This window comes from Vibrio sp. 10N.222.55.A1 (assembly GCF_041473835.1).
GTDB classification, from domain to species: Bacteria; Pseudomonadota; Gammaproteobacteria; order Enterobacterales; family Vibrionaceae; genus Vibrio; species Vibrio crassostreae_C.
The window spans coordinates 14,111-33,530 of record NZ_JBFRSX010000001.1 but is presented as its reverse complement, the minus strand read 5'-3'; the positions used below and the strand labels follow the sequence as shown (position 1 = coordinate 33,530).

Sequence of the window (19,420 nt, the reverse complement as noted above, 5' to 3'; positions counted from 1 at the left end):
CATGGGCTAACTGATATGTGACCCGTCCGTCTATGCTTATGTGGTCATCGTATTTATTCTCCTTTTTACGATGACTGATTACCAGTTAGCCCCTTTTTATTTGAATGTATGCAGCTCTAAACCAGAGCTGCCACTTTTCCTTTCGCAACCAATTGATATCGAACCGAGTCATACGCCCAGTTGAACGCAATCGCGTAAAGTACGAAGAAAATAACTAGGCCGATGTCCATGATCAGTACGGTTAGGAAGTCGAGTTGTAGAACCCACATCAAGACAGGTAGAGTCACTGTCATTAAGCCAAGCTCAAAACCTAATCCGTGCAGGATACGTGTTTTCGTGGTTCTTTTGCTTCGGTCTGCTCCGTAAATTTTGTCGTAGCCATAGTTGTAAACGTAGTTCCAAGCCATCGCTATCAATGATATTGCGAGCGCTAAGCCTGCCATTTCACCTGCGCCGTTTCCTGTAATATAGGTTGCAAGCCCTGCCATCAAAACCAAAGCAACCAATTCAAATAGCACCATGTGCAACATGCGTTCTTTATGTGACATTTTTCTAACTCTCTTTACGATTAAATAGCCGCCGATGGGTAATGACTTGGCTAAATAATATCTACTTAAGTGATAATATAAAGATAGTTAGCATCACATATAGTGATAGTAAGTTTTGGGAGACACCGAATGTACAACATTGAACAACTGAAAATGTTTGTGTATGCCGTTGAATTAGGGTCATTTTCTGCCAGTGCTCGTCATTTTGGGAAGGTGCAGTCGGCGGTGAGCCAAGGCATCAGTAATCTTGAAATAGATTTTAATGTTGAGCTTTTTGATCGTTCGACTCGAAAGCCTTTACTAACCAAAGCGGGCGAGCAGTTATTTAAACAGGTGAAAGCGATCGTGCTTCAGGTTGAAGATCTGAATGTGACGGTTAGTGCGATGGGCAGTGGTGAAGAGGGGCTCATCAAAATTGCATTAGATGATTCACTATTGGTCCCGAATCTATCTAAGATCCTTAGTCAGTTCAGTCAACAATTCCCTGCGACTGAAGTGGAACTGGTTGCGTGTACCACGACAGAGGTCAATCCGTTAATTATCGAAGAGAGAGCCGACATTGGATTGATGTTTACCAACTTGGCTTTTGATGTCGGTTCTGAGCCATGCTTTATCGGTCACTTACCGTTTATTGCTGTGTGTCATCCAAGTCATGCGCTCGCAAAAACAGGTGTCGCGAAACTCCCTGATTTACTCCCACATCGTCAGTTAGTGTTGAGGGGAGACAAGGGGAAGGTGATGGATCAGTTTCCGATGATTGCCGGTAAAGTGTGGTGGTCAAACAGCTTTATTGTGATCAAAGAGATGGTACTCGGCAGTGATATTGGCTGGGCATACTTACCGAAACACCTTGTTGAAGAAGAGCTTATTAAACAGCGCTTGGTAGAGGTGAATGTGTCATTTGACCATAAAACTTGGTCGCCTCCGGTTGATCTTGTTCTGTCTAAAACACGCTCAAAAGGTCCTGCATTACTTTGGCTTGAACAAGCATTGAAAGGCCTATTAGACGAAACTGAATAAAGAAAAGGCTCACCGTTTAACGTGTGAGCCTTTCTGTTCAAAGTGATGCTGCTTTTTGTTAGTTCTAGTTCTAGGTGTAGACGTAGATGCTATACGCTAGGTTTAACCGTCTGACCGTTGTAGTACTTGTCTTTCATCTTAAGCGCCACGTTCACAAGGTAAATCAGCACAGGGACTTCAATCAGTGGACCGATAACGCCTGCAAACGCTTGGTCTGAGTTGATACCGAATACTGAGATAGCCACGGCAATCGCTAGCTCGAAGTTGTTACCTGTTGCTGTAAATGCAATTGATGCGTTCTTGTCGTACTCGATGCCCATCTTTTTACCGATGAAGAAACTGATGAAGAACATCGCAGTGAAGTAGATAGTCAGTGGAACCGCAATTAATAGAACGTCCATTGGCAGTTCAACAATCATTTCACCTTTCAGGCTGAACATCAGAACGATAGTCGCCAGTAGTGCAATCAGTGTGATTGGAGAGATGCGTGGAATAAATACGTCGTTGTACCACTGCTCGCCTTTCATCGACACAAGGATCTTACGGCTTAGGAAGCCCGCTAGGAATGGGATACCTAGGTAGATAAGTACACTGTGTGCAATGTCGATCATCGAGATATCAACCAACATGCCTTCGTAACCAAATACTGGTGGAAGAACGCTGATGAACAACCACGCCATAAAGCTGTAGCTCACCACTTGGAATGCACTGTTTAGAGCAACCAATGCCGCGCCGTACTCTTTGTTACCGCCGCCGATGTCGTTCCAAACCAGAACCATCGCCACACAACGAGCAAGACCAATCAGAATCACCCCAACCATGTAACCTGGGTGGTCTCCCAAGAAAGTTAGTGCCAATACAAACATCAGAATTGGACCAACGATCCAGTTCATGATCAAAGAGAGCTTAATGGCTTTCTTATCTTTTACCACAGTGCCTAGCAGGTTGTAGTTAACCTTAGCCAGAGGTGGGTACATCATTAAGATAAGGCCAATCGCAAGCGGAATGTTAGTGGTGCCAACAGACATTGAATCGTTCCACTGTTCGATCTGTGGGAATAGGGTGCCGAGTAGTACACCAAGGCCCATGGCAATAAAAATCCACAGTGTTAAGTAGCGATCTAGAAAACCTAACTTTGGTTTCATGATAATCTCTCTTAGTTGATATCGTAAATCGTCGAAAAACGATTGGTTGTGGCAAAAAAACACGCTTAAAAGTAAAGGCTATCAAAGCCGATCATTCAAGCGTGAACTTCTATTTTAAAATGCTGTTAAATATCGATTCGAAGCGTTGAATATTGTCGCGGTCGATGCGGTAACACATCTTCGGCGGAATCGACTCAGCCGTAATAAAACCTGAGGCTTTTAATATTCTTAAGTGCTCTGATACCGTTGATTGAGCTAAACCCAATTCACTCACCAGATCACTGTTCAAGCAGCCGCCCGATTTTTCTAACGTGGAAAGGATACTCAATATACGTATTCTTGCTGGGTGAGCGAGTGCTTTCGCCAGTGCGGCCATTTGCTTTTCTGCTTTAGCATCACCGTGTTCGATGGGCAGAGAACAGCCACCAGATGTCGAGCAAGTTGAGTTCATATTGACGTCTCACTTTCATTAATCGTTAAAAGACGATTAATGATAAGCCTATTTTAAATAGGGGTCAATGCTCACTGTCTATTTGAACGAACTTTAAGGTGGCGATTCAGGGACTATGGTTGAACTCTGCTTTGACTCAGCTACGCAAAATGGCGTGAACATCGATTAAACGCCATTTTGCTCGGTTATCCGCTAGTTAAGAACGGTATAGCCTCGGTTGATCATACAGTTACGATTCACTTGAAACTTCTGCTGCTCAGATAGCTCGGCGGATTGTCTTTTTTGAGCACCGTGCTTTAAAGCGCCGCTGATAATACCGATGCCAGCACCAATTTTTGCACCATCATGACCACTCCCGCCAGAGACGGCTCCACCAACCGCACCCAGCGCTGCACCCTTAGCGGTTGAACCGACAATATCGCTGCCAAGAGAATCGACCTCTTCAGGCTTCACTTGTTGAGCGTATTGCTCACATTCATACAGATCGGCGTGATACTGTGTTTCATCAACACCTTTAGTATCGACAATGATTTGATTAGCAAATACTGAACTTGATGCTACAAGCAATATCGCTGCGATTGGAGAGAATGGAAATTTCACAATATAGACCTCTAGAGTATTCATTGCATTGTTAAAGTGACGTGTAGTTCTCGATGAAATCAAGGCGACGATCGGTGTACTCACCAGAATCCAACATCTTAGATAACCCGCGAAGCGTGTTGTAAGGCTGAGAAACGGCCACCATGTTAATGAGCCAATACGGAATATCGCCACCTGGATCACTCAATACTCGATAAGAGATATGGGTGGTGTTTTCGTCGATTGGTGTCAGGATCCAACTCGCCTCTAATTCAGCCACTCTGATGATTTTTTTATTATTGTTTGGCAGGTAATCAGGCCTACCATGCTGATCAATGGTGACAACCATCGTCTTTGGATCTTGAGTGATGACGTTCTCTACGATAGCTTCACGATCGGCAACTGGCCAAGGTGCCTTGGTATAGGTTTTGGTGATCGTGTGCGCCGCACTAAAATGCTCTATTTCTTCCATGTCATCGATGTTTTCTACCCATTGCGTGCCAACAGAGGTATCGATAAAGAGTGCGATAATAGAAGTGAGGGACGCGTTGATGTCGCCTTCTGCTCGAAATTCTTTAAAGTGACTGCCTTCAATTTTACGGTTATAAACCTCGATGCCTTTTTTATCGCGTGCCAGTGACCAGCCATCGGTGTCTGATGCAAACACCGAAACTGAACAAGCAAGAAGAAGCAAAGTAATAATCTTATTCATCATGTTAATGAGCGCCCTTTCCAGCTGATTTTATTGGTTTTAGATAAGCGGTAACTGTTCAGCACGAGTAGGCTTTGAACACAAATACCGAAGGGTACGGTTAACGCAAATTTTGCGGGAACAAACAGTTCCTTAACCAAAATGAAGTAGGTGACGATCGACACCAAGAGCATCACAGAGCTGACAATGAGCGAATAAGCATGAATGGCAGACATGTCACTGATGAAGGCGTTCGCCGATACCAGCATCAAAAGCGGTCCCGCCCATGCGATGATGTTGGCTTTGATGAAGACTTTTAAAGCTTGTGCTTGCGATTGACAATTCACAATAAGATTCATGTTTTTGGAAAAGCCAGCCCAGATTGAGTTGAAGTCTGAATACATGTGCGTACTCATTAGTTTGTCTGCAAATGCCCAGAAAATCTTAAATCCATTGACCTTCATGACTTTTGCAAAGGCGATGTCTTCCGATATCGCGTTTGCTACTGCGGCGTGTCCACCGACTGCGTCGTAGGATTTTCGGGTAAACAACATCGCCTGACCGTTAGCAATCGCTTCTTCCTTAGTCATGTCGTTCGAGTTTTTAAAGTTCATATAAGATGCGATCGATAGAAAGATGCCCGGCAAGGTCGCTTTTTCTGCCACAGACGCAAAAGTTTGTTTTGGATTAAACGATAAGAGATCAGTTTTTTGTTGGATAGCAAAGTCGATAACGCTCTGTAGCATCGCGGGTGCTGAATCGGTATCTGCATCAATGAAATACACATATTCACCGCTCGCGTTGAGTGCGCCAGCCATACATGCATTGCTCTTACCAAGCCATCCGGTCGGTAACGTTCTACCTGAAATACAGCGCGCGTTAACGTCGAACTTACTGATCAATGCTTCTACTTTTGCACGGGTTGAGTCAGTAGAAAAGTCATCAACAACAATGACTTCAAACTTGTCTTTTGGGTAGCTCTGCTTCAATAGAGAGCCAAGGCTGATTTCAATATTGTCTTCTTCATTTCGCGCAGGAATAATGACGGAAACAGTCGGCCACTCAGTTCTTTTGAACGATATTTTAGGTTCAATGTGAATACGATGGCGCTCTAAGTTCGCAAGTGTGATTAGAAACTTGACGGTAACGATGCAAAGCAAGGTCGTAATAATAGCTAAAATCATAATGACTGTGGTCGGAATAAAGTGATGGAGAGACAGGAAAGAATATAGTGGAGTGTGACCTAACGCACATCTTGTATGTAGGACTTAACCCTTCAAACTGGAATGCGCTTCTGTTAGCGTTTGCCTTGGAAAGATGTGAAACAGTGACTGACAGGCGGTAAAATAAGCATTGTATTCACCAGCGACTCTAGCGATATAATCGAACCCAGAACCGTTACTCAAGATAACGAATGATCATAATCCAATAATAGGTACGCCCGACATGCCCCAACAAAACATCAAATTTATCGCGACTGATATGGATGGCACCTTACTCGATGAGCATGGAAAGCTCGACCCTGAGTTTTTCAATCTTTATGAGCGCTTAGAAGCGCAAGATATTATTTTTGCTGCCGCGTCTGGCCGCCAGTATTACAGCTTGCTAGAAACATTTTCCCCGCTTAAAGATCGCATGATGTTTATTGCTGAAAACGGCACATTAGTGATGCACAAAGGCCAAGAACTTTACAGCTGCTTGCTTGATACCGATGCCATTAAAGAGATCATTAAAGAAGCTCGAGCTATTGAAGGCGCGCATGTGGTGCTATGCGGTAAGAAATCGGCATACATCGAAACCAAAGATGAGCGTGCTCTGGCGGAGATCTCTAAGTACTACCATCGCCGTGAGCAAGTAGAAGACTTACTGGCGGTAGAAGACGATTTCATCAAGGTGGCTATCTGTCACTTCGACGGTTCACAAGAGAAAGTGAACCCAACTATTGATGCCAAATTCGGTGAGAACTACCAAGTGGTTGTAAGCGCAAAAATTTGGTTAGATGTGATGAACGCTGAAGCGTCAAAAGGTGCGGCGATTAAACATCTACAGAACACATTAGGTTTCACTTACGAGCAGACCATGAGCTTTGGTGATTACCTAAATGACTTGGAAATGCTTAAAGAGAGCTACCACTCTTACGCGATGGAAAACGCGCATCCAAAGTTAAAAGAGATCGCGCGTTTTGGCGCGCCAAGTAACGTTGACGCGGGTGTGTTCCAAGTACTTGAGAAGTTGCTAGCGTAACGCTCTTAAGCTAGATTCGATTTTTATCAAAGCCAACTCGTGAAAATGAGTTGGCTTTTTTGTTGGCTGCTGTTGTATTGAGTTAAATTTGAACGAGTGTTCAGCTTGTTGTAGTCTAACCAGAAAGATGGGTATTCACTTTGAATTGGATACGCCTTAGTAACGATATTTGGAATGATTATGAGCAAGAAACTTCAACTTGATATTATTTCTGACGTAATGTGCCCTTGGTGCGTGGTCGGCTACAAAAACTTAGAGCAAGCCATTACGGAACTTGGCTTAGAACAACAGATTGAACTTGAATGGCAGCCGTTTGAGCTTAACCCTGACATGCCGCAAGAGGGCGAAAACCTGCGTGCCCATATCATGAGAAAATACGGTTCTAGCGCAGAAGAGAGCCAACGTTCACGAGAACAGCTTTCGGCTCGCGGCCAAGCGGTTGGTTTCGATTTCAATTTTTATGACAGTATGAGAATGGTCAATTCACGTCATCTACATGTACTTCTCGATTTTGCACTAGCGCACGGCAAACAGACTGAGTTAAAGCTACGCTTCTTTGCTGCTCACTTCACAGAGCAAAAAGACCTGTCCGATCTTGAAGTCATTGCACAAGAGCTTGAAGCGGTTGGCTTAGACTCAACGAAGGCACTGAAGCGCCTAAAGAACACCGACAACTTGAAGCAAATTGAAGCGCAAGAGTTTGAATGGCAACGCATGGGGATCTCTGCGGTTCCTGCTGTGGTGTTCAACCGTAAGAGTGCAGTAACGGGCGCGCAGACGGTAGAAACCTACAAGCAGATTCTTCAAGAGCTTATTGCTGAATCATAAACGGATCATTGCTATCAATTAGAGTCTGAATTTCATGGAATCACTGTCACTCGCTCAAGCGCAAAAACTGGTATTGCTTTCGCAAAAGCTGCCGCCTAAGAAGTTGCCACCTAAAAAGCAACGCAATGGGGGCGCTTTGGCGAACACGTTGTCTGCGATTGAAAACCTTGGCTATGTGCAAATTGATACCATCTCTGTGATTCAGCGAGCTCACCACCACACGCTTTGGAATCGCAATCAAGATTACCAACTGAACCATCTTGATAAGCTGTTAGAGCGTCGAGAAGTATTTGAGTATTGGTCGCATGCCGCCGCGTATTTACCCATGCGTGACTTCCGATTCAGCCTACACCGCAAGAATGGCTTTGCGAGCGGTAAGCTCAAGCATTGGTATAAAAAGAATGACGCACTGATGGCTCATGTTCTCAAACGTATTGAGAATGAAGGGCCGTTGATGGCGAAAGATTTTGAAGGGGATAGGCCAAACCCCGGCGGTTGGGGCGGTAAACCGGCCAAGCAAGCATTAGAAACATTGTTCATGCAAGGCGACTTAATGGTGCCAAGCCGAGTTAACTTTCATAAGGTGTATGACCTAACCGAGCGAGTTTTACCGAGCGGAATTGATACCTCTGAGCCGACAGAACAAGAGTACATCGAGCATCTGATAACACGTTATTTAGAGGCTAACGGAGTTGGAATAGCGTCGGAAATGAGCTACCTACTCAAGAACACAAAGCCTTTGATTCAGAGAGCACTCCAACAGATGCTTGAAGATAAGCAGGTTCTGAAAGTAGATATTCAAGGCTCTGATTACTATGTCCTGCCAGGTGCTTTTGAACTGCTGAATCAACCTCTTTCCAGAACCAAGCTTAAGATACTGTCTCCGTTTGATAACCTGCTGATTCAACGAAAGCGAATGCAATCATTGTTCAACTTTGATTACCTCCTAGAATGCTATGTTCCAGAGGCCAAGCGTCAGTTTGGTTATTTTAGCTTACCGATTCTGTGGCAAGGTGAGCTGGTGGCACGAATGGATTGCAAGGTCGACAGGAAGAGTGGTTTGCTCAATATCCGTAACTTGGTTGTGGAAGAGCGAATTAAAAACCATGAGTTGTTGGTTCATGCTTTATGCGATGAACTAAAACACTTCATGGTGTTCAACCAATGTGATGAGATGATCGTCCATAACACCACGCCCTCTGATCTTGGCAAGCGCTTGATGAGCCAATGGCAAACAGTCTAGCGGTCTTTGTTGTTTAGAAAGCGCTTAGTTACTCAGCAAACGCAGCTAACAAGAACTCGACAAAGGTTCTGTTCTTCAACGACAGTTGCTTGGTTTTGTAGAGCAAGTGAATCGGCTTTGGTAACGGCGCCATGCCGGGTAGGATTTCCAACAGCGCTCCACGATCAATCTCTTCTGCGACTAAGATAGTCGGTTGCAACAACACGCCCACACCCTGCAGGGCGGCATACCGCAACACATCACCATTATTCGACATCAAGCGCACACGTTCTTTATTCGGTGTGGCGTGAGGAGCTTGGCTGCTGTAACTGAATCCAAGCGATGGGTGCTGCGCCAAGTCTTCCAATACTCTGATTTCAGCATGTTGGTTTAGGTAAGCGGGCGCCGCGCAGTAACACATCTCATAATCCCCTAAATACCTTGCGACCAAGCTTGAATCGGATAGGTCACCAATTCGCACAATCAGGTCAATGTCAGATGAATAAGGATCAACAAGGTCATTATTCAACATCAGCTCAACGTTAATGGTTGGGTGATGCGCGAGAAACTTAGCTACGATAGGGGCGAGTACCTTGTTTCCATAGGTGACAGGGCAGTTTATTTTTACCGTGCCTTGTGGTTGATTTTCCAAGGTTTGAATCAGGTTCTCTGCATTGCTGATGTCTTCGAGAATTCGCTTACACTCACGATAGTAAAGTTGTCCTGAATCGGTTAACGATTGCTTACGCGTGGTGCGGTGGATCAGCTGAGACTTCAAACTGGCTTCTAAGGAATGGACATGTTTGCTTATCATGGTCGCCGACAGGTTGAAGTGGTTTGCGGCGCTGCGAAAGCTACCTTGTTCCACCACATAGACGAAGACTTTCATGCTGGTTAACTTATCCATTGAACACTCTTGGTTGATAAACAATAAACAAAAGGTGAGTTTATCAATTATTAGGGGTTAATTATATTAATGGCAAACCGATAATTAACTAAAATAAGAGTGTGCAATGCCTCAAACGAATGAAACTATCTTTGTTACTGCCGAACTTAAGATCAAAACCAACATAGAACGAGCAGCTGCGCTCGAAGCTATCGAACAGTTTTGTTTAGACATGCAAAGCGAACCGGGCTGCCTACAAGCAATTGCAACCTATGATCAAAGCCAAAGCGATCGTGTGATCTTGCTTGAGCAATACGTAAACCGCGAGGCGATCAATCAGCACTTTGTGATGCCTCATACCCAAGCGTTTATTGAGCGTGATATTACCGAGTTGGTTCAAGCATTCGAAACGCAACGTGGGCCTATCAAAGCACAAGAGCAGGAGATCTAAGACATGAAATGGGGAATCCTAGGAACCAGCTTTATCTCAGGCGTAATGGCGGATGCGATTAAAGGCGATGCTCAAAGTGAGCTGTATGCTGTTGCTGGACGCACAGAGAAAACACTCAATGAGTTTGCTGCCCAATACCAGCCAACACGAACCTTCAACAACTATGAAGCCTTGATTGAAGATGAGTCGGTCGACATTATCTACATTGCTCTACCAAACCACGTTCATCATGAGTATGTGATTAAAGCGGCTCAAAAAGGCAAAGCGATCTTGTGTGAGAAGTCTTTGTCGGTAGATATGGAAAAAACCGAGCAAGCTTTACTAGCCGTGAAAGAAGCGGGCGTATTCTTTGCTGAAGGTTTGATGTATTTAAACCATCCACTTATCACCAAGCTTCATCAAGAACTGGCAACTGGTGAGATTGGCGAAGTGCGTTCAATTCAAGGTTCCTACGTTGCGGCGATTGATCAGTTCGTGAATCCTGCGAGCAAAGGCGCGCTATACAACCTTGGCTGTTACCCAATGTCGCTGATTCACTCTGTTGCGCAGCAGCAATTTGGTGAGAGCGTGTTCGATGACGTGCAGATCTCAGCAATCGGTCGACGAGGCGAAGATGGCAATATCTGTGAATCGTCGGCGATGATGCATTTCAACGACCGTTTTACCGCACAAATCCACACTGCTGAAGACCACGGTTTAAAGCATGGTTTTACGATCCTAGGCAGCAAAGGCTGTATCACGCTAGATACTAATCCATGGCTACCGATGGCAGAAAACACGTTTACGGTAGAGATCTATGAAACGTCGACACGTGAAGTGAAAGTCGAAGCGCAAGGTGATGGTTTCCATTATCAAGTGCGCAATATCCGCCAAGCGGTTGAGCAAGGTGATACACAACTTGCTGCGCCAATGGCAACCCACCAAGACTCTCGCGTAATCATGAAGTTATTAACTGATTGGGAACATGCGGCGAGCTAATGTTTTAGTAAATTCTATACTCGTCTCATGTTTGATCGCCTCGTAAGCTATCAAACATGAGGCGTTTCCTCTATATCTTCCAGTCGACTCTCCCCAATAAATACTTTGCATTTGAAACCGCCACAGTGTCCAATATCAGGTAGTACGAAACTGACCGAAAAACCTTATTTTTTAAGGTGTTAAATAGGACCTTTGCCGCATGCGTAAATCAGATAAGAAAATCGAGAATCAAATCAGAGACGTGTTAACTGACGTTTGTGAAGACACGCTGAAAGGCTTCGATGGTTTTTTGTGGGTGACTCACTCGGTCAACTTTTCCTCTTTTCCGCAAAGTTTGAAAATTGTCTGTGTATTCGATACCAATCAGGATAGAACGAACTTCTTAAGTGGCGAAGGTCAACAGAGTGTCTCAGGGGCTATTCAACAAGCGTTCAATCAAGTTGGAATTCAACTGAAGAATATCGATAAGCATGTTAGCTACGATACGCAAGAAAATTGCGATCGCGACCATCAAGGGAAGTGGAACAAGAGGCTTTAAGGAGCGTTGTCATCGTTCTTGTTTAGACAGCCTATCCAAATTGAGTTTCAATAGTGTGGCGCTCAAACTGAGATTCGATACAGCAAATCCAAGTCCTATTCTGAGTTCTAGGCTCTGATAACTTCTCATCTTCCAAACCGTATTATTCTCATTTTGAGAAAATCTGAGCTGATTTCTCGTTAGCCGGAGATACTTGGTTTCCAAATAAAATTAAAATCACAAAAACTTATATTTTCCTTAATGCATTGATTTTGAATCGGCATTTGCTCGTTTTACTTGCCACCGATGAAACAAGACAGACGAGCACTTGAACAATAGAGCCATGTAGTCGATACTTTTTTCGTATTTTGATTCCTAAATTGACACGTAAGTTGGCTGACTTTTCGTTTTGTGATTTAAGGCATGACAGTATCGATTAGGAAATTTGAATCATGAAAACCTACATTTCTGGGCTGCTCGCACTCATACCGTCATGTTTAATCGCTGGTTACGCTTTTGCTGTTGGTACAGCGGTTGTGCTGCCAGGGCAACATGAAGTTGGTGTTGATCTTTTGGGCTCCCCACTATCTACGAATGCCGTCATTGATTGGGAAATTTCCAACAGTGATATTGTGTTCGGAGCTTATGCCGACAAAGCCGACAATGAGCGGGCCACGACAATTGGTTATATGTACAACCAAGTCATGGCGATGAACTCGGGTTGGTTGGAGAACGATCTCCGTAACCAAGCTGAGTTAGAAGGCCTCAATTTCGAAGACTATTTCCTGCACTTTTCTGAAGATACTGTCATTGCCGAAGTTGATAAAACTCATGGCGAAAAGACCCTTTTAAACCGAAAACCTATGATCTTGGGTTATACAACCAGTGAAGACCATGCTGGTTTTTGGTTGTATCAAGAGCCTCCGTGGGATGCCGATGTGTTTGAGAATTTCGAACAGGGTGGGGCTTTGTATGTCTATCATGCTGAACAGTTCGAACGGCTGACCTTTAAGTTCTCACAGTTTGCTGGCAGCGGTGAATTTTGGATTGAATACCCAACTGCTATTGATTCTCAGGGTAGGGTTTCACAATGGGAAAGGCTTGATGTAAAGAAAGACAAAACGCTCAATATGACCAAAAACCAATCGGTGATCTGGAACCTTCCGGATAACTGGTTAAGAGCTACAACTCATGATGGGAGCGGTGCGAGTTATGGCGGCGGCCAGTATTTTGGTTCAACCTTTTTGAGAGATGGTGGGCGCTTATACGTTGTGAGAGTTCGTTGGCAAAGTGAGAATGCCGACGACAGGCCGCGTTTAAAAGAAGTAAAACTCAAAAACAGTTTTCCAACCGTCAAGTTAACCGATGCTCCGACTTCAACCCCGGACGGCAATGCTATCAGCCAATGGCGAAAAATCCGTGGTTTTGATGTGTCTGCAGATCTAGATGGTGATAACTACTTGTCGCCAAGCGAGTATCGAAATCGAACCAATAAGAACGCGACAGCACGTTTTCGTTGGGAATCAAGAGTGGTGCCATTTGGTCGAATGTGGAGCGCTAACTCATCTTGGTCGCTAACGAACGTCGCAAACGCGGATTATCTATCTGCTATTCATCGCTACTACAAGCAAAGCTGGGCAAGACAAGGTTTGAATGGTGCGTACAACGACGACACAAATAAACTCATTGGCTCGAACCAGTTCTATGTTCACTCTGGCGGGCATGTTCAAGAGTTAGGAGCTGTTGCGGGTTCGAATCAAGCGGATGATCTCTACAAGCAACAATTTTCAGCGTTTCTCAAAAATCTTTCTGCTTTAGAAAGTGATGCGTCGATTGGGTTGAATATCGGAACCGCGAACTTACTGGGTCGAAATGGACAGTCTCATCTTAGCGAGGCGGGCTCTCTGTATTTACGCGAGCACTACATTTTTCCGTCTACTGGGTTTAGTGGTTACTCGGGGATCTCAAAATTCTGGGATAATTCTGCGCTCGCCTACAATGGGCAAAGTGTTATTTTTCAGGCGACAACGCGTTATGGGCGAGTTCAGTATCTTGGAAATAGTGAAGATAATTGGAAGCAAGACCAATACTCGACCCTAGCGATCTACCACCTCAATCGACACGCTCAACATAGCTACTTTAATCAGTGGAACAATGGTTACGTCTATGGAAGTGGCAATACGACGGCTGACACTTTCTGGCAAAGTGGTGTCCCTAAAAACATCGCCTACCAACCCAGTTCGTTATTGGCCGTTGACTTGGGAGAGCCGAGTCATCAAATCCCACATGGCTTTGCGCCGATTCCTTTGATGCTTTCGACAACGACACCTCAGCCTGCTGACTACACCATCGTTGGCGATTCCTCGATGAACGAAATGGTGCATGCTGATCTGCCCAATGGTATCACTCACGTTCTACCGACGTTCACGTACTTTATGTATCAATCTGAAAATCAGGTGGTTGCTGGTGGCCCTGAGGACATGGTGTTAGCGAGAGAGTTCAGCAATGGTCGTGTGTTGTATCGCACGGATTTCCACGGTAAGAATCCGAGCTTTTATGACGCGGCAAAACTCACCATCGCGCTGGATGTTCCAATGAAACCTGTTGATGCTAACGGTAACGTTGGTGACTATGTGAGTGAAATAGAAATTGGCGGTTATGAAGGGCTGTTCTTACTTTATTAGAACCAATGTGAGTGAGTACTCTCGAACCAGAGCAGACTTGAGCTTAGGTTCGGGATATTAGCTTATTCTTTTTACACTGCTTAAACTCTTTGGCGATCCACGATTGCTCGTTTAAACCATTGTCGATTAAAGCAAAAAGGTAGCCATCGACTTTGCTTGAAGCCGCAGGATATTCTTGAAAAGCGTGCTTAGGGTAGCCGGGGTAATCTGTCTCGTATTGAGCGTCTAACTGCTTACCGAGTTGACGCCATTTTACAAATAACTCAGAAGAAGATGTCTCAACCTTATATTGGCCTAAAATGCGTTGGTGGTGGGTTAACGCCACTTTAGCGCTGTGATTGGTCTGTACGACTTTTTGTATCAACTCAACTTGTTCTTCACTCATGGTTTTCGCCAGTACATTCTCTTGTTCGATACGCGCCATTCGCTCACCAAACGTTTCAGCATGGATGGGAAACACAAAAGTAAGCGGTAAAGCCAATACCAAAAGACGCTTGTAGAACATAACCAAACTCGTTAGAAGGATTCGCGGCTATTATGCCGCCCGCCGCCAATATTATTAATGAATATAAACGCTTAATTGTAAGAATTATTTTTGTCGAGTAGATAAACAGATGATTTTGGAGTGGTGGTATTCAGGCTCTGAATGTTTGGTTATTTTACGAAGCGACACCGATAACAGAATCAACCCAATATCTAACAATCTTGATTATAAATGTTGGATATCAATCGAGTGGTAGGAAAAACCGATTGCTTTAGCGGCGTTCAACAAAGCTTGTTGAGTCTTGAATACCCTGGGTTGCATTTTTCTGTCGGATTCAAGAAAGCTGTTTACTCCCCACTTATGACTTTTGACCATTAAGTAATAACCATTAGCTCCTGGGGACACGACACCAATTGCTGCTTTCAGGTCGCCACGACTGAAATGTTTTTTGAACTCACGTAATACCATATCAACATCCTTATTCGATGATAAAAAAAGGGAGCGCATTGCTCCCTAGTTAGTGCTTTTCTTAATGTTTACAAGAATGCGCGGTATGGCAGTTCTGGGTCATTTGTGAAGATGTCTGCAAAGCCACGGAAGTGCTGGTAGTGCATGCGGCCTTTATCTGTTGGGTATGTGTATTTACCACCAACTTGCCAGAAGAAAGGTGCGAAGCCGTATTGAAGACGTTCTTTCTTCATGTTCCACAGCATTTCGATTTCACGCGGGTCATTTTGGAAGTTAGCCCAAATGTCGTGGTGGAACGGAACAACTACTTCACAGTTCAAAGACTCAGCAGCACGAAGAATGTCTGAAGATGTCATTTTGTCTGTTACGCCACGTGGGTTCTCACCGTAAGAAAGCAGTGCAACGTCGATCTTGTGGTCATTACCGTGTTTAGCATAGTAGTTTGAGTAGTGAGAATCACCAGAGTGGTAAACTGAACCGCCTGTTGTTTCTACTAGGTAGTTCACTGCACGGTCGTCCATTCCGTCTAGAATTTCTTTGTCTAGGGAAGATGTTCCTTCAGGAAGTGTCACTAGAGCTGTACGGTCGAATGCGTCAAGAACCTTGATGTTCACGTCTTTGATTTTGATCTCGTCGCCAACTTTAGCAATAACACACCGATCTTCTGGCACACCCCATTTCATCCATAAATCAACACACGCTTTAGGGCCAATGAATTTAACGTGGTCGCCGCAGTTTTGTAGAACTGCCGCTGCAACGTTGATATCAATGTGGTCGCCGTGGTCATGAGATGCCATAACTGCATCGATCTCTTTGATAGCGAAAGGGTCCAATGGGAAGATCGCGGTACGTAGGTTTGGTTGAAGTGCTTCCACACCGCCCATACGCATCATTTGGTGCTGGTTTTTCATTTTTTGAACGGCTTGTGTTTTTTTACCAGTACCACACCAGAAGTCCATTGATAGGTTTGCACCTTCTTCTGATTTTAGCCAAATACCTGTACAACCCAGCCACCACATAGAAAACGTACCCGGTTGCACAACTGTTTGTTCAATATCTTCATTTAACCATGTGCCCCACTCAGGGAATGTATTTAGGATCCAAGACTCGCGAGTGATTTCGTTTACATTGCTCATGATAATACCTTTTATTTCAATAATTTGATTAATTTTGGATGTAGGGAGCCGAGCGCCTTAATTTGGATTAAGGCACTGAGCTAAATTTATTATTATTGGTGGGCTAGTTAGCCCTGCGATTTAAACTAGGATGACTTGCGTCCCTTGAGCTTCAATCAGTTTTACGACTTCGGGATTGGCGTCTTTACCGGTGATGACAATGTCTATTTGCTTGGTGCTGCAAAAGAGCATTCCGGTACGTTGTCCAACTTTTGAGCTATCGACCACGACGACAAGCTTATCGACCTGTTCGAGCATTTGTTGTTCGGCTACGGCCGTTAACATGTCGGCTTTGTACAGCCCGGCATCGGTTAAGCCTTTACCTGAGGTGAACATCCAGTTTCCCGCATAGCCACCTAATGAATTAGGGGCAGGGTTTAGAAAGATGTTCTGCGCTTTGTTGTATTGACCACCAATGATGATGACATCGTCATGATCTTCGTTGATCAAGTAGCTTGCGAGTGGAAAGTAGTTCGTTACGATTTGAACGTCATCGCCACATAATTGCTGACCGAGTAGGAAAGCCGTCGAACCACAGTTGATCACGACTGTATCGCCAGCCTGACAAAGCCCTGCAGCTGCTTGAGCAATCTCTGATTTCTCTTCATAGAACTCAGTGCTGTTGATATTCAGTGGTGACCACTTTCTCTTCTGAGTTTCTACTCGTTCCGCACCATTTCGAATTTTTCTAAGTCGGCCAACTTCATCTAACTTAGCGATATCGCGCCTAGCAGTAGCAGGAGAAACGCTAAATTTATCAATAATATGAGAGACGTTGATTGTCTGCATATCTTCTAACAGCGACACAATGCCGTTATGTCTTTGTACTTCATTCATATTTATCACTCTTTTTGTCGTTGTGACAATTTAATGATTACTTTTGATTTGTTTTGATTCTAATAATCACCATCATGATTGTCAAACCACATCGCTATAAAAACCAGACATTAATCACAATGTTTTATAAGTGGTTGATTTTATTGTATTTATAATTTTCACGTGTGATCTAAAGCTCAATTAAGCACATTCTGGGTGTGGTTAATTGATATAAATCAAAGTAATCACAAGTGAGCATTGAATGATTACTTTTGATTGGTAAAGTCTAGTTCGTGAGCAAAACTAGAATCATCACATCCTACAAATCATTAAAATTAAAAATCAATCAGGGGTAAAGATATGGAATTCTTATACGATATTTTCTATATTTTTTACAGTCAGGTAATGACCAAAGCACCGTTGCTACTCGGTCTTGTTACTTGTCTCGGCTACATCCTTCTAAAACGTGACGCAACAACTGTTATCTCCGGCTCTATTAAAACCATCGTTGGTTTCATGATAGTGCAGGTAGGTGCAGGAACATTGGTAGCGGGTTTTAAACCGGTTATTGAAAAAATGAGTGAAATACATGGATTAACGGGATCGGTAATTGACCCGTACACCTCCATGATGTCCACCATGGAAACCATGGGCGACAACTACTCTTGGGTTGGGTATGCAGTATTACTGGCTCTTGGGCTAAACATTCTACTTGTTGCCTTCCGACGTATTACGGGTATCAGAACCATCATGCTGACTGGGCATATCATGTTCCAGCAAGCTGGCCTCATTGCTGTTTTCTACTTCGTGCTTGGTGCAGGTATGTGGGAAACCATTATTTATTCAGCAATATTGATGGCGTTGTACTGGGGTATCTCCTCAAACATCATGTTCAAGCCGACTCAAGAAGTCACTGGTGGTGCGGGTTTCTCGATTGGTCACCAACAACAGTTTGCTTCATGGGTAGCCACCAAGGTTGCACCGAAGCTTGGCGACAAGAACGACAGTGTTGACCACATCAAACTGCCTAAGTGGTTACACATTTTCCACGACAGTATCGCTGCAACAACGTTAGTAATGACTGGCTTCTTCGGCATTATTCTTCTTTCGTTCGGTCTTGATAACCTTCAGGACATGGCAGGTAAAACGCACTGGTTTATCTACATTTTTGAAACTGGTTTGAAATTCGCTGTTGCCATTCAAGTCATCGTTACTGGTGTTCGCATGTTCGTTGCGGAACTGTCCGAGGCATTTAACGGTATTTCTCAACGCCTTATTCCTAACGCTGTTTTAGCAATCGATTGTGCTGCTATTTACGCCTACTCTCCTAACGCAATGGTATTTGGTTTCATGTGGGGCGCAGTGGGTCAATTCACCGCTGTTCTTGCAATGCTAGCGTTTGACGCACCAATCATGATCATTCCTGGCTTTATCCCAATGTTCTTCTCGAACGCCACTATCGGTGTGTTTGCTAACCACTTTGGTGGCTGGAAAGCGGTGATGAAGATCTGTTTCGTGATGGGCATCATCGAAGTGGTTGGCTCTGCGTGGGCAATCCATATCTTCGCTCAATCAGGTACTGAGTTTAATGGCTGGATGGGCATGGCTGACTGGGCTCTGGTATTCCCACCAATCATGCAAGGTATCTCAAGCTCTAGCATGTTCTTCTTTGTGATTTTGGCTTTGGCTGGCATCTACATGTACTTCGCTTCTAAGCAACTACGAGCTGAAGAAGACGCAGAAGCTGCTGCTGAAACAATGACCGCAGTAACGCCTGAAGGTATTGAGGTTGAAGTCGCGGTTCCACAACAATCGACAGCAACCGCTGAAGCACCATCTGTTTCAACAACGGCAGCTTCTACAACATCAGAAACTCGAATCTCACCAGCCGCTGACCAGAAACCGGTTCGTGTCTTAGTGTGCTGTGGCTCAGGACAAGGTTCTTCAATGATGTGCTCTAAGAAAATCAAAGAGTATTTGGACAAGAAAGGCATCCCAAGCTCGACCTTTAACAGCGCCATCACTGATTACAAATCACACCTTGGTTCATTCGACATCATCGTTACTTCGGTTGCTCTTGCAGCGAAGATCACGGGTCTGCCGGAAGGTAAGCAACAGTTAGCGGTTAAGAACATGATTATGGTGAAAACTTTCGGCGACGAACTTGTTTCCATCATCGAGAACAACTTCCATAAATAATTAAAAACGGCTCAGTGGTGTCGCACTGCTGAGC

At 44.3% G+C, this 19,420-nt stretch carries 20 protein-coding genes; 9 read left to right on the top strand and 11 right to left on the bottom strand.

What is annotated here, in order from left to right; translation table 11 throughout:
• Positions 1 to 116: 116 nt before the first annotated feature.
• Positions 117 to 548, bottom strand: coding sequence for a PACE efflux transporter (locus tag AB4493_RS00170; RefSeq protein WP_017066100.1), 432 nt, complete (start codon positions 546 to 548; stop codon positions 117 to 119).
• 129 nt (positions 549 to 677) lie between these two features.
• Here AB4493_RS00170 and AB4493_RS00165 point away from each other — a divergent pair, with 129 nt between their 5' ends.
• Positions 678 to 1,568 carry a LysR family transcriptional regulator gene (locus AB4493_RS00165; RefSeq protein ID WP_372154335.1) on the top strand — a complete coding sequence of 297 codons (891 nt, stop codon included), beginning with the start codon at positions 678 to 680 and terminating at the stop codon, positions 1,566 to 1,568.
• An 89-nt stretch (positions 1,569 to 1,657) separates the two neighbouring features.
• Here AB4493_RS00165 and arsB read toward each other — a convergent pair whose 3' ends face one another.
• From arsB to AB4493_RS00140, 5 genes are all read right to left on the bottom strand, one after another.
• Positions 1,658 to 2,713: an ACR3 family arsenite efflux transporter gene (arsB, locus tag AB4493_RS00160; RefSeq protein WP_017065681.1), complete on the bottom strand. Its 1,056-nt coding sequence runs from the start codon at positions 2,711 to 2,713 to the stop codon at positions 1,658 to 1,660.
• Positions 2,714 to 2,822: 109 nt separating this feature from the next.
• On the bottom strand, positions 2,823 to 3,164 hold the full coding sequence (locus AB4493_RS00155; protein WP_017064015.1) for a helix-turn-helix transcriptional regulator: 342 nt from the start codon (positions 3,162 to 3,164) through the stop codon (positions 2,823 to 2,825).
• Between the two features lie 192 nt (positions 3,165 to 3,356).
• Positions 3,357 to 3,764 carry a glycine zipper family protein gene (locus tag AB4493_RS00150; protein WP_029235181.1) on the bottom strand — a complete coding sequence of 136 codons (408 nt, stop codon included), beginning with the start codon at positions 3,762 to 3,764 and terminating at the stop codon, positions 3,357 to 3,359.
• 31 nt (positions 3,765 to 3,795) lie between these two features.
• Positions 3,796 to 4,458 (bottom strand): START domain-containing protein, encoded by a 663-nt coding sequence (locus AB4493_RS00145; protein ID WP_017072305.1) that lies wholly within the window; start codon positions 4,456 to 4,458, stop codon positions 3,796 to 3,798.
• Positions 4,455 to 5,618: a glycosyltransferase family 2 protein gene (locus AB4493_RS00140; RefSeq protein ID WP_017064013.1), complete on the bottom strand. Its 1,164-nt coding sequence runs from the start codon at positions 5,616 to 5,618 to the stop codon at positions 4,455 to 4,457. The genes AB4493_RS00145 and AB4493_RS00140 overlap by 4 nt, the downstream gene beginning before the upstream one ends.
• Positions 5,619 to 5,880: 262 nt before the next feature.
• Between AB4493_RS00140 and AB4493_RS00135 the strand changes: the two genes are divergently transcribed.
• The 3 genes from AB4493_RS00135 (at position 5,881) to AB4493_RS00125 (ending at position 8,749) form a co-directional block, all read left to right on the top strand.
• On the top strand, positions 5,881 to 6,678 hold the full coding sequence (locus tag AB4493_RS00135; RefSeq protein WP_017069716.1) for a Cof-type HAD-IIB family hydrolase: 798 nt from the start codon (positions 5,881 to 5,883) through the stop codon (positions 6,676 to 6,678).
• A gap of 180 nt (positions 6,679 to 6,858) precedes the next feature.
• Positions 6,859 to 7,506, top strand: a complete 648-nt coding sequence (locus tag AB4493_RS00130; protein WP_372154334.1) for a DsbA family oxidoreductase — start codon at positions 6,859 to 6,861, stop codon at positions 7,504 to 7,506.
• Between the two features lie 34 nt (positions 7,507 to 7,540).
• On the top strand, positions 7,541 to 8,749 hold the full coding sequence (locus AB4493_RS00125; RefSeq protein WP_017072304.1) for a winged helix-turn-helix domain-containing protein: 1,209 nt from the start codon (positions 7,541 to 7,543) through the stop codon (positions 8,747 to 8,749).
• A 28-nt stretch (positions 8,750 to 8,777) separates the two neighbouring features.
• Here the strand turns inward: AB4493_RS00125 and AB4493_RS00120 are convergent, their stop codons facing one another.
• Positions 8,778 to 9,635 carry a LysR substrate-binding domain-containing protein gene (locus AB4493_RS00120; RefSeq protein ID WP_017069718.1) on the bottom strand — a complete coding sequence of 286 codons (858 nt, stop codon included), beginning with the start codon at positions 9,633 to 9,635 and terminating at the stop codon, positions 8,778 to 8,780.
• A 106-nt stretch (positions 9,636 to 9,741) separates the two neighbouring features.
• Here AB4493_RS00120 and AB4493_RS00115 point away from each other — a divergent pair, with 106 nt between their 5' ends.
• From AB4493_RS00115 to AB4493_RS00100, 4 genes are all read left to right on the top strand, one after another.
• A complete protein-coding gene (locus AB4493_RS00115) occupies positions 9,742 to 10,065 on the top strand; it encodes a putative quinol monooxygenase (RefSeq protein ID WP_229648088.1) in 324 nt (107 codons plus the stop codon).
• Between the two features lie 3 nt (positions 10,066 to 10,068).
• A complete protein-coding gene (locus AB4493_RS00110) occupies positions 10,069 to 11,043 on the top strand; it encodes a Gfo/Idh/MocA family protein (protein WP_372154333.1) in 975 nt (324 codons plus the stop codon).
• A 199-nt stretch (positions 11,044 to 11,242) separates the two neighbouring features.
• A complete protein-coding gene (locus AB4493_RS00105; protein ID WP_017060926.1) occupies positions 11,243 to 11,581 on the top strand; it encodes a hypothetical protein in 339 nt (112 codons plus the stop codon).
• A gap of 431 nt (positions 11,582 to 12,012) precedes the next feature.
• A complete protein-coding gene (locus AB4493_RS00100; protein WP_372154332.1) occupies positions 12,013 to 14,244 on the top strand; it encodes a hypothetical protein in 2,232 nt (743 codons plus the stop codon).
• A 43-nt stretch (positions 14,245 to 14,287) separates the two neighbouring features.
• Here AB4493_RS00100 and AB4493_RS00095 read toward each other — a convergent pair whose 3' ends face one another.
• The 4 genes from AB4493_RS00095 to ulaR all read right to left on the bottom strand — a co-directional run bounded on the left by AB4493_RS00095 (position 14,288) and on the right by ulaR (position 17,208).
• Positions 14,288 to 14,749 carry a hypothetical protein gene (locus tag AB4493_RS00095; protein ID WP_372154331.1) on the bottom strand — a complete coding sequence of 154 codons (462 nt, stop codon included), beginning with the start codon at positions 14,747 to 14,749 and terminating at the stop codon, positions 14,288 to 14,290.
• A 204-nt stretch (positions 14,750 to 14,953) separates the two neighbouring features.
• On the bottom strand, positions 14,954 to 15,196 hold the full coding sequence (locus tag AB4493_RS00090; protein ID WP_017064006.1) for a hypothetical protein: 243 nt from the start codon (positions 15,194 to 15,196) through the stop codon (positions 14,954 to 14,956).
• Positions 15,197 to 15,264: 68 nt separating this feature from the next.
• On the bottom strand, positions 15,265 to 16,332 hold the full coding sequence (gene ulaG / locus AB4493_RS00085; RefSeq protein WP_372154330.1) for an L-ascorbate 6-phosphate lactonase: 1,068 nt from the start codon (positions 16,330 to 16,332) through the stop codon (positions 15,265 to 15,267).
• A 120-nt stretch (positions 16,333 to 16,452) separates the two neighbouring features.
• On the bottom strand, positions 16,453 to 17,208 hold the full coding sequence (gene ulaR / locus AB4493_RS00080; protein ID WP_017060921.1) for an HTH-type transcriptional regulator UlaR: 756 nt from the start codon (positions 17,206 to 17,208) through the stop codon (positions 16,453 to 16,455).
• Between the two features lie 339 nt (positions 17,209 to 17,547).
• Here ulaR and AB4493_RS00075 point away from each other — a divergent pair, with 339 nt between their 5' ends.
• Positions 17,548 to 19,386, top strand: coding sequence for a PTS ascorbate-specific subunit IIBC (locus AB4493_RS00075; protein ID WP_017060920.1), 1,839 nt, complete (start codon positions 17,548 to 17,550; stop codon positions 19,384 to 19,386).
• The last annotated feature ends 34 nt before the right edge of the window (positions 19,387 to 19,420 follow it).

Coding starts and splice junctions, on each gene's coding strand:
- AB4493_RS00170 (WP_017066100.1), bottom strand. CDS start 548: ATGTCACATAAAGAACGCATGTTGCACATGGTGCTATTTGAATTGGTT.
- AB4493_RS00165 (WP_372154335.1), top strand. CDS start 678: ATGTACAACATTGAACAACTGAAAATGTTTGTGTATGCCGTTGAATTA.
- arsB (WP_017065681.1), bottom strand. CDS start 2,713: ATGAAACCAAAGTTAGGTTTTCTAGATCGCTACTTAACACTGTGGATT.
- AB4493_RS00155 (WP_017064015.1), bottom strand. CDS start 3,164: ATGAACTCAACTTGCTCGACATCTGGTGGCTGTTCTCTGCCCATCGAA.
- AB4493_RS00145 (WP_017072305.1), bottom strand. CDS start 4,458: ATGATGAATAAGATTATTACTTTGCTTCTTCTTGCTTGTTCAGTTTCG.
- AB4493_RS00140 (WP_017064013.1), bottom strand. CDS start 5,618: ATGATTTTAGCTATTATTACGACCTTGCTTTGCATCGTTACCGTCAAG.
- AB4493_RS00135 (WP_017069716.1), top strand. CDS start 5,881: ATGCCCCAACAAAACATCAAATTTATCGCGACTGATATGGATGGCACC.
- AB4493_RS00130 (WP_372154334.1), top strand. CDS start 6,859: ATGAGCAAGAAACTTCAACTTGATATTATTTCTGACGTAATGTGCCCT.
- AB4493_RS00125 (WP_017072304.1), top strand. CDS start 7,541: ATGGAATCACTGTCACTCGCTCAAGCGCAAAAACTGGTATTGCTTTCG.
- AB4493_RS00120 (WP_017069718.1), bottom strand. CDS start 9,635: ATGGATAAGTTAACCAGCATGAAAGTCTTCGTCTATGTGGTGGAACAA.
- AB4493_RS00115 (WP_229648088.1), top strand. CDS start 9,742: ATGCCTCAAACGAATGAAACTATCTTTGTTACTGCCGAACTTAAGATC.
- AB4493_RS00110 (WP_372154333.1), top strand. CDS start 10,069: ATGAAATGGGGAATCCTAGGAACCAGCTTTATCTCAGGCGTAATGGCG.
- AB4493_RS00105 (WP_017060926.1), top strand. CDS start 11,243: ATGCGTAAATCAGATAAGAAAATCGAGAATCAAATCAGAGACGTGTTA.
- AB4493_RS00100 (WP_372154332.1), top strand. CDS start 12,013: ATGAAAACCTACATTTCTGGGCTGCTCGCACTCATACCGTCATGTTTA.
- AB4493_RS00095 (WP_372154331.1), bottom strand. CDS start 14,749: ATGTTCTACAAGCGTCTTTTGGTATTGGCTTTACCGCTTACTTTTGTG.
- AB4493_RS00090 (WP_017064006.1), bottom strand. CDS start 15,196: ATGGTATTACGTGAGTTCAAAAAACATTTCAGTCGTGGCGACCTGAAA.
- ulaG (WP_372154330.1), bottom strand. CDS start 16,332: ATGAGCAATGTAAACGAAATCACTCGCGAGTCTTGGATCCTAAATACA.
- ulaR (WP_017060921.1), bottom strand. CDS start 17,208: ATGAATGAAGTACAAAGACATAACGGCATTGTGTCGCTGTTAGAAGAT.
- AB4493_RS00075 (WP_017060920.1), top strand. CDS start 17,548: ATGGAATTCTTATACGATATTTTCTATATTTTTTACAGTCAGGTAATG.